The organism is Streptococcus sp. UBA632, from assembly GCF_002300045.1.
GTDB classification, from domain to species: Bacteria; Bacillota; Bacilli; order Lactobacillales; family Streptococcaceae; genus Streptococcus; species Streptococcus alactolyticus.
In genome coordinates this window covers 33,298-42,537 of sequence record NZ_DBPA01000036.1, presented here as the reverse complement: position 1 = coordinate 42,537, position 9,240 = coordinate 33,298, and the positions used below count along the sequence as shown (strand labels likewise).

Annotated in this window: 7 protein-coding genes; all 7 read left to right on the top strand. The window is 41.0% G+C overall.

Annotated elements, in window-relative coordinates; genetic code table 11:
• The first annotated feature begins 147 nt into the window (after positions 1–147).
• The 7 genes from B3473_RS04665 (at position 148) to B3473_RS04635 (ending at position 9,163) form a co-directional block, all read left to right on the top strand.
• Positions 148–1,116 carry a ribose-phosphate diphosphokinase gene (locus B3473_RS04665; RefSeq protein WP_154454863.1) on the top strand — a complete coding sequence of 323 codons (969 nt, stop codon included), beginning with the start codon at positions 148–150 and terminating at the stop codon, positions 1,114–1,116.
• 120 nt (positions 1,117–1,236) lie between these two features.
• Entirely contained in the window at positions 1,237–2,412 is a 1,176-nt protein-coding gene (locus B3473_RS04660; protein WP_154454864.1) for a pyridoxal phosphate-dependent aminotransferase, read from the top strand.
• Positions 2,402–3,157: a DNA repair protein RecO gene (gene recO, locus B3473_RS04655; RefSeq protein WP_154454865.1), complete on the top strand. Its 756-nt coding sequence runs from the start codon at positions 2,402–2,404 to the stop codon at positions 3,155–3,157. The genes B3473_RS04660 and recO overlap by 11 nt, the downstream gene beginning before the upstream one ends.
• Positions 3,158–3,298: 141 nt before the next feature.
• Positions 3,299–4,294: a phosphate acyltransferase PlsX gene (plsX, locus tag B3473_RS04650; RefSeq protein ID WP_154454866.1), complete on the top strand. Its 996-nt coding sequence runs from the start codon at positions 3,299–3,301 to the stop codon at positions 4,292–4,294.
• Between the two features lie 17 nt (positions 4,295–4,311).
• Entirely contained in the window at positions 4,312–4,542 is a 231-nt protein-coding gene (locus B3473_RS04645) for a phosphopantetheine-binding protein (RefSeq protein WP_167510361.1), read from the top strand.
• Between the two features lie 124 nt (positions 4,543–4,666).
• Positions 4,667–5,377, top strand: coding sequence for a phosphoribosylaminoimidazolesuccinocarboxamide synthase (gene purC, locus B3473_RS04640; protein WP_154454868.1), 711 nt, complete (start codon positions 4,667–4,669; stop codon positions 5,375–5,377).
• Between the two features lie 60 nt (positions 5,378–5,437).
• Positions 5,438–9,163 carry a phosphoribosylformylglycinamidine synthase gene (locus tag B3473_RS04635; RefSeq protein ID WP_154454869.1) on the top strand — a complete coding sequence of 1,242 codons (3,726 nt, stop codon included), beginning with the start codon at positions 5,438–5,440 and terminating at the stop codon, positions 9,161–9,163.
• Positions 9,164–9,240: the final 77 nt, after the last annotated feature.

Sequence of the window (9,240 nt, the reverse complement as noted above, 5' to 3'; positions counted from 1 at the left end):
TTTCTCCCGTCGGAGATTTTCTCGCTACTAATCTTAGTATGTTTTTGATGCTTCCTTTTTAAAGGCAAGGTAATCCTTTCTTTTATTTGTTGAAAAATAGAGAGAAAAACGGTAAAATATTAGAGGATAAAAACTTTGGAGGAAATCATGTCTTATTCTGATTTAAAACTGTTTGCATTATCGTCAAACAAGGAATTGGCAGAAAAAGTGGCTTCGGCTATGGGAATTGAGCTTGGAAAATCATCAGTTCGTCAGTTCTCTGATGGTGAGATTCAAGTTAATATCGAAGAGTCAATTCGTGGGCGTCATGTCTTTATTTTACAATCAACAAGTTCACCTGTTAATGACAATTTGATGGAAATCTTGATTATGGTTGACGCATTGAAACGAGCTAGTGCTGAAACCATCAGTGTTGTCATGCCTTATTATGGCTACGCACGTCAAGACCGCAAAGCAAGATCACGTGAACCAATTACGTCTAAATTGGTTGCAGATATGCTTGAAGTAGCAGGAGTTGATCGTTTGTTGACGGTTGATTTGCACGCTGCTCAGATCCAAGGTTTCTTTGATATTCCAGTGGATCACTTGATGGGTGCACCTCTTATTGCGGATTACTTTGACCGTCATGGTTTAGTTGGTGAAGATGTCGTTGTTGTTAGTCCTGACCATGGTGGTGTGACACGAGCTCGTAAGTTGGCACAATTCCTCCAAACACCGATTGCTATTATTGATAAACGTCGTAGTGTCACTAAAATGAACACAAGTGAAGTGATGAATATCATTGGTAACGTTAAAGGTAAGAAATGTATCTTGATTGATGACATGATTGATACTGCGGGTACCATTTGTCATGCGGCTGATGCACTTGCTGAAGCGGGTGCGACTGCTGTGTATGCGTCATGTACTCACCCTGTCTTATCTGGTCCTGCACTTGAAAATATCGAAAAATCAGCGATTGAAAAACTCGTTGTTTTAGACACGATTTACCTTCCAGAAGAACGTTTAATTGATAAGATTGAGCAAATTTCAATTGCTGAACTAATTGGTGAAGCTATTACTCGTATTCATGAAAAACGTCCGTTATCGCCTTTATTTGGAATGGACACGGCAAAATAAGTCGAAATGTGGAGAGAACACTTTGGTTCTCTCTTTTTATGTTGGTCTAGTCTGAAAGGTTCTGGCTTTTATTAGAATTTTATGTATAATAGATATAATTAAACATAAAGGGAGATTGTTATGGGCTTGACTAATCGTTTTAATAAGTATTTAGATAAAATCGAAGTATCTTTGATTCGTCAGTTTGACCAATCCATTTCGGATGTGCCAGGGATTATGAAGTTGACTCTGGGGGAACCAGATTTTACAACGCCTGAGCATGTTAAAGAGGCTGCTAAGGCGGCTATTGATGCCAACCAATCCCATTATACAGGAATGGCTGGTTTGATGGCTCTGCGTCAAGCTGCGGCTGATTTTGTTAAAGACAAGTACCATTTGACCTATAATCCAGATAATGAAATCTTGGTGACTATCGGGGCAACGGAAGCCTTGTCTGCGACTTTGACTGCTATTTTAGAGCCTGGGGATACGGTTCTTTTGCCAGCACCAGCTTATCCTGGATACGAACCAATTGTCAATCTTGTTGGGGCTGATATTGTGGAGATTGATACAACAGGGAATGACTTTGTGTTGACGCCAGAGGTATTGGAACAAGCTATTTTAGAGCAAGGAGATTCGCTCAAGGCTGTTTTGCTTAATTATCCAACCAATCCAACTGGTGTGACGTATTCGCGTGAGCAAATTAAGGCTTTGGCGGATGTTCTTAGAAAATACGATGTTTTTGTTATTTCAGATGAGGTGTACTCAGAATTGACCTACACGGATGAGCCACACGTTTCAATTGCAGAATATTTGCCAGAACAAACCATTTTAATCAATGGCTTGTCAAAATCGCACGCCATGACAGGTTGGCGAATTGGTTTGATTTTTGCACCTGCTGTTTTTACGGCACAATTGATTAAGAGTCACCAATATTTGGTGACAGCTGCGACAACGATGGCACAATTTGCAGCTATTGAAGCTCTTTCTGCCGGCAAGGACGATGCGCTACCAATGAAAGCTGAGTACGTGAAACGTCGTGATTACATTATAGACAAGATGTCTGCACTTGGCTTTAAGATTATCAAACCTGATGGGGCATTCTACATTTTTGCTAAGATTCCAGAGGGTTATGAGCAAGATTCGTTTAAATTTTGTCAGGATTTTGCTCGTGAAAAAGCTGTTGCCTTTATCCCAGGGGTTGCTTTTGGAAAATACGGTGAAGGTTACCTTCGTTTGTCTTATGCTGCTAGCATGGAAACCATCACAACTGCGATGGAGCGCTTGAAAGAATTTATGGAAGAACATGCAAACTAAGGAAACTTATGGGCTTGTTCTCTACAACCGCAATTATCGTGAGGATGACAAGCTGGTCAAACTCTTTACCGAAACGGATGGCAAGTATATGTTTTTTGTCAGACATGCTAGCAAGTCTAAGTTAGCAGCGGTTCTCCAGCCTTTGACCATTGCAAAATTCATTTTAAAATTGAATGATGAGGGCTTGTCTTTCATCGAGGATTATAAGGAAGTGGAAACCTTTAAGGCCATCAACGCAGATTTGTTTAAACTGTCTTATGCGTCCTATGTCACAGCTTTGGCAGATGCGGCTTTGAGCGACCATGTGGCAGATGCTCCTTTATTTGCCTTTTTACAAAAGACTCTTTCTTTAATGGAAGAAGGTCTTGATTACGCTATTTTGACCAATATCTTTGAAATTCAGATTTTAGAGCGATTTGGTGTACGCCTTAATTTTCATGAATGTATTTTTTGTCATCGTGTGGGTTTGCCTTTTGATTTTTCGCATCGGTATTCGGGCTTGCTTTGCCCAGAGCATTACCACAAAGATAATCATCGTAGCCACCTCGACCCCAATATGCTTTATTTGGTGGACCGTTTTCAAGCTATTCATTTTGATGATTTAAGAACCATTTCCATTAAACCTGAGATGAAGCAAAAATTGCGTTTGTTCATTGATGACCTGTATCAGACTTATGTGGGTTTACATTTGAAAAGTAAGCAATTTATCGATGATTTGGGAACGTGGGGAGATATTATGACCTAAAAGTTGTTGGTGGTACCTTGTTTTCAAGGATTGCCGACAGTTTTTTATTTTTTTCTGAAAATCCCTTGTTGTTTTTATAAAACTGAAAAAAATGCTAAATCGTGTTATAATGGGGTGATTATATTTTGTGAGGAGATGACTATGAAAACAATTGCAATTGATGCTATGGGTGGTGATAACGCCCCTGAAGCTATTGTCGAAGGAGTGAATCAAGCTCTCGCTGAATTTTCAGATATTGAAGTGCAACTTTATGGTGATGAAAGCAAGATAAAACAATATTTGAAAGCAACTGAACGTGTGACAATCGTGCATACGGAAGAAAAGATTAATTCAGATGATGAGCCTGTCAAAGCCATTCGCCGTAAGAAAAAAGCGAGCATGGTACTAGCTGCTCAGGCAGTTAAAGACACGAAAGCAGATGCCGTGATTTCTGCGGGAAATACAGGGGCGCTTTTAGCGGCTGGTTTGTTTGTGATTGGTCGCATTAAAGGCGTTGATCGTCCAGGTTTGATGTCTACGCTACCAACGACTGATGGCAAGGGCTATGATATGTTGGATTTGGGAGCAAATGCGGAGAATACGCCAAAACATTTGCATCAGTATGCAACGCTTGGTTCTTTTTATGCTAAAAATGTGCGTGGCATTGCCAATCCGCGTGTAGGCTTGCTCAATAACGGTACGGAAGCGACTAAGGGTGACCCACTTCATAAGGACACTTATGCCTTGTTAGAAGAAGATAAAAGCTTGCATTTTGTTGGCAATGTGGAAGCGCGTGATTTGATGAATGGCGTAGCTGACGTTGTGGTGACCGATGGTTTCACGGGAAACGCTGTGCTTAAAACCATGGAAGGAACAGCTCTTAACATCATGGGTAGCTTGAAATCATCTATTCAATCAGGTGGTTTCAGAGCAAAATTAGGTGCCCTTTTATTGAAAAATAGCTTGTACCAATTGAAAGATACGATGGATTATACGCGTGCAGGCGGTGCGGTTCTCTTTGGTTTGAAAGCTCCTGTGGTTAAATGCCACGGTTCAAGTGATGCCCAAGCTGTTTTCTACACCATCAAACAAGTACGCACCATGCTAGAAACAAAAGTTGTTGAGCAGCTGGTCGATGCTTTTACTGTTAAGGATTAAAGCATATGACAAGAGAAATGATTTTTAATAAAATGGCGGAAGTGGTTCGAGGACAAGTGAAAAATCCAGACCTAACCTTAACCACTTCAATGGATATTCAAAAAGACCTGGGGCTTGATTCTATCGAGTTAGTGGAACTTATTATTGATTTGGAAGAAGCTTTTCAACTCAGTATTCCCGATGAAGATGTGGAAGATTTGGCCTCTCTTGGTGAATTGTCAGATTATTTAAATAATCGGATAAATTAGAAAGAAACGTTCGCGTAAGGTGAACGTTTTTGTTTTTGAATTCTCAAAAAGTCTGTTAAATGTTGAAAAAAATGACATCGTATGTTAAAATCTAGTTGAATAAAGGTGAAAGGCGAACAAATAAATGTCAAGAAAACTGATTTATACGGGAAAAGCCAAAGATATCTACACAACTTCAGATGATGAAGATGTGATTATTTCAGTTTATAAAGATCAAGCAACCATGCTTAATGGTGCTCGTAAGGAAACCATCAAAGGGAAAGGGGTGCTTAACAACCAGATTTCGTCTTTAATTTTCACGAAATTAAATGAAGCAGGTATTGCAACCCACTTTGTTAAACAATTGTCAGAAAACGAACAATTGAACAAAAAAGTTGATATTATTCCGCTTGAAGTTGTTTTGCGTAATGTGACTGCAGGATCATTTTCAAAACGATTTGGTGTGGAAGAAGGCATTCAGCTAGAAACACCGATTGTTGAATTTTACTATAAAAACGATGACTTGGACGACCCATTCATCAACGATGAACACGTGAAATTCCTTGGTATTGCAAGTGATGAGGGTATTGCTTACATCAAGGCTGAAACACGTCGTATCAACGAATTGTTGAAAGATTGGTTCAACCAAATTGGACTTCAATTGATTGATTTTAAATTGGAATTTGGTAAGGATAAGGATGGTCATATCATCCTTGCGGACGAATTTTCACCTGATAACTGCCGTCTTTGGGATGCGGAAGGTCACCATATGGATAAAGATGTTTTCCGTCGTGACTTGGGTAACCTAACAGATGTTTACGAAGTGGTTCTTGAAAAATTGCAAGGACTTGGATAAAAAAGCTCGGTACGGTGTACTGGTAAGCTACTAGAAAGAAAATTCTTAAAAGGATAGGGAATGGATAAACGCATTTTTGTTGAGAAAAAATCACATTTTAACGTTAAAGCGCAAGCACTTATCAAAGAGCTTAAGCACAATCTTCAGTTAAACAGTTTGACTGATTTACGCATCATTCAAGTGTATGATGTTTTTCAGCTAGACGAAGCGCTTTTTGCGCGTGCAGAAAAGCATATTTTTTCTGAACCAGTAACGGATAATATTTTGGCAGAAAGTGATGTGGTTGCGGCCTTGTCAGACTATGCTTTCTTTGCGATTGAATCACTTCCAGGCCAATTTGACCAACGTGCGGCGTCATCTCAAGAAGCCTTGCTTTTATTGGGTAGTGGCAACGATGTAACGGTTAATACCGCTCAACTTTACTTGGTAAATAAAGATATCGAAGCGTCTGAATTGGAAGCTGTTAAGCATTATTTGTTGAATCCAGTAGATTCTCGCTTCAAAGATATCACGACAGGAATTGCTCCACAAGCATTCTCAGAATCTGATAAAACTATTCCGAACCTTGACTTTTTCAAGACTTATACAGCAGCTGATTTTGCCAAATATAAGGCAGAGCAAGGCTTGGCAATGGAAGTGGATGACCTTGTCTTTATCCAAGATTACTTCAAATCAATTGGACGTGTGCCAACTGAAACAGAATTGAAAGTTTTGGATACTTATTGGTCAGACCACTGCCGTCACACTACTTTTGAAACCGAACTAAAACACCTTGATTTTTCAGCTTCTAAATTCCAAGAGCAATTGCAAGCAACTTATGATAAATACCTTGCGATGCGCGATGAATTGGGGCGTTCTGAAAAACCACAAACGCTTATGGACATGGCGACTATTTTTGGACGCTATGAGCGTGCCAATGGCCGTTTGGACGACATGGAAGTATCTGACGAAATCAACGCTTGCTCTGTCGAGATTGAAGTGGACGTTGATGGTGTCAAAGAACCATGGTTGTTGATGTTCAAAAATGAAACTCATAACCACCCAACTGAAATTGAACCGTTTGGTGGCGCTGCGACCTGTATCGGTGGGGCTATCCGTGACCCATTGTCAGGGCGTTCTTATGTTTACCAAGCCATGCGTATCTCAGGTGCTGGTGATATTACCATGCCAATTGCTGACACACGCGTTGGGAAATTGCCCCAACAAGTGATTTCAAAAACAGCGGCTCATGGTTATTCATCATACGGTAACCAAATTGGCCTTGCAACGACTTATGTTAAAGAATATTTCCACCCTGGATTTGTAGCCAAACGCATGGAACTTGGTGCGGTTGTCGGTGCAGCACCTAAGGAAAATGTGGTGCGTGAAAAACCAGAAGCAGGTGACGTGGTTATCCTTCTTGGTGGTAAAACAGGGCGTGATGGTGTCGGTGGTGCGACAGGTTCTTCTAAGGTTCAAACCGTTGAATCTGTTGAAACAGCTGGTGCTGAAGTTCAAAAAGGGAATGCCATTGAAGAACGTAAAATCCAACGTCTTTTCCGTAATGGCGATGTGACACGCCTTATCAAGAAATCAAATGACTTTGGTGCTGGTGGTGTCTGTGTTGCGATTGGTGAATTGGCTGATGGTCTTGAAATTGACTTGAACAAAGTGCCATTGAAATACCAAGGGCTTAACGGAACAGAAATTGCCATTTCAGAATCGCAAGAACGTATGGCCGTTGTGGTGCGTCCAAAAGACATCGATGCTTTTGTTGCTGCTTGTCATAAGGAAAATATCGATGCGGTTGTAGTGGCAACTGTGACTGAAAAACCAAATCTTGTTATGACATGGAATGGGCAAACGATTGTAGATATTGAGCGCCGTTTCCTTGATACAAACGGTGTGCGCGTGGTTGTCGATGCTAACGTGGTTGATAGCCAAGTTGATGTGCCAGAACAACGCACAACTTCAGCTGAAACCTTGGAAGCTGATACTGTAACAGTTCTTTCAGACCTTAACCATGCCAGCCAAAAAGGGCTTCAAACTATTTTTGATAGCTCAGTTGGTCGCTCAACCGTTAACCACCCAATCGGTGGTCGTTATCAAATCACACCAACAGAAAGTTCTGTTCAAAAATTACCTGTTCAAAATGGTGTGACAACAACAGCTTCTGTCATGGCACAAGGTTTCAACCCTTACATTGCAGAATGGTCACCGTATCACGGTGCTGCCTATGCCGTTATCGAAGCGACAGCACGTTTGGTGGCGACAGGTGCAAACTGGTCTAAAGCACGTTTCTCTTACCAAGAATACTTCCAACGTATGGACAAACAAGCTGACCGCTTTGGTCAACCTGTTTCAGCCCTTCTTGGTTCTATCGAAGCACAGTTACAACTTAGCTTGCCATCAATTGGTGGTAAGGACTCAATGTCAGGGACATTTGAAGAATTAACAGTACCGCCAACATTGGTTGCCTTTGGTGTGACAACGGCAGATAGTCGCAAAGTGCTTTCGCCAGAATTTAAGGCAGCTGGTGAGTACGTTTATTACCTTCCTGGTCAAGCTATTTCACAAGATATTGATTTTGATTTGATTAAGTCAAACTTTACAAGGTTTGAAGCGATTCAAAAAGCACACCATATCACATCAGCATCTGCTGTTAAATACGGTGGTGTGATGGAAAGCTTGGCTTTGGCTACATTTGGAAATCACATCGGTGCGACAGTTGAATTAGCTGATCTTGACACAAGCTTGACAGCTCAACTCGGTGGCTTTATCTTTACATCTGCTGAAGAAATTGCTGACGCTGTGAAAATTGGTAAGACAAGTGCTGACTTTACGTTGACAGTCAACGGCGTTGCCCTTTCTGGAGAAACCTTGTTAGCAGCCTTTGAAGGTACGCTTGAAGAGGTTTATCCAACAGAATTTGAGCAAAGCCAAGTTATCGAAGATGTGCCAGCTGTGGCTTCAGATGCCGTTATCAAAGCCAGCGAAAAAGTGGCTGAACCATTGGTTTACATCCCTGTTTTCCCAGGAACAAACTCAGAGTACGATTCGGCTAAGGCCTTTGAACAAGCAGGTGCCAAAGTGAACTTGGTTCCGTTTGTAACGCTTGACGAAGCAGCTATTGAAGCTTCTGTTGACACGATGGTTGACAATATCGCAAAAGCAAACATCATCTTCTTTGCAGGTGGTTTCTCAGCAGCGGACGAGCCAGACGGTTCTGCAAAATTCATCGTGAACATCTTGTTGAACCAAAAAGTTCGTGCGGCTATTGACAGTTTTATCGAAAAAGGTGGGCTTATCATTGGTATCTGTAATGGATTCCAAGCCTTGGTTAAATCAGGATTGCTTCCATACGGTAACTTTGAAGATGCCACAGAAACAAGTCCAACCTTGTTCTACAACGATGCTAACCAACACATGGCGAAAATGGTTGAAACACGTATCGCCAACACAAATTCACCATGGCTTGCTGGTGTTGAAGTGGGAGATATCCACGCTATTCCAGTATCACACGGTGAAGGGAAATTCGTTGTCAATGCTGCTGAATTTGAAGAACTCCGTGATAACGGTCAAATCTTTAGCCAATACGTTGATTTCAACGGTCAACCAAGCATGGATTCTAAATACAATCCAAATGGTTCTGTCAACGCTATTGAAGGTATTACAAGTAAAAATGGTCAAATCATTGGTAAAATGGGACACTCAGAACGTTACGAAGATGGTCTTTTCCAAAATATTCCAGGAAACAAGGACCAACACTTATTCCGTAGCGCCGTTGAGTATTTTACAAAAGGTTAGACCTTGCTAAATAAACAACAAGAGGACAAGATAAGGTACAAGGGTGCCTTATCTTGTCAACTAATCAAGAAAATTTC

Coding starts and splice junctions, on each gene's coding strand:
- B3473_RS04665 (WP_154454863.1), top strand. CDS start 148: ATGTCTTATTCTGATTTAAAACTGTTTGCATTATCGTCAAACAAGGAA.
- B3473_RS04660 (WP_154454864.1), top strand. CDS start 1,237: ATGGGCTTGACTAATCGTTTTAATAAGTATTTAGATAAAATCGAAGTA.
- recO (WP_154454865.1), top strand. CDS start 2,402: ATGCAAACTAAGGAAACTTATGGGCTTGTTCTCTACAACCGCAATTAT.
- plsX (WP_154454866.1), top strand. CDS start 3,299: ATGAAAACAATTGCAATTGATGCTATGGGTGGTGATAACGCCCCTGAA.
- B3473_RS04645 (WP_167510361.1), top strand. CDS start 4,312: ATGATTTTTAATAAAATGGCGGAAGTGGTTCGAGGACAAGTGAAAAAT.
- purC (WP_154454868.1), top strand. CDS start 4,667: ATGTCAAGAAAACTGATTTATACGGGAAAAGCCAAAGATATCTACACA.
- B3473_RS04635 (WP_154454869.1), top strand. CDS start 5,438: ATGGATAAACGCATTTTTGTTGAGAAAAAATCACATTTTAACGTTAAA.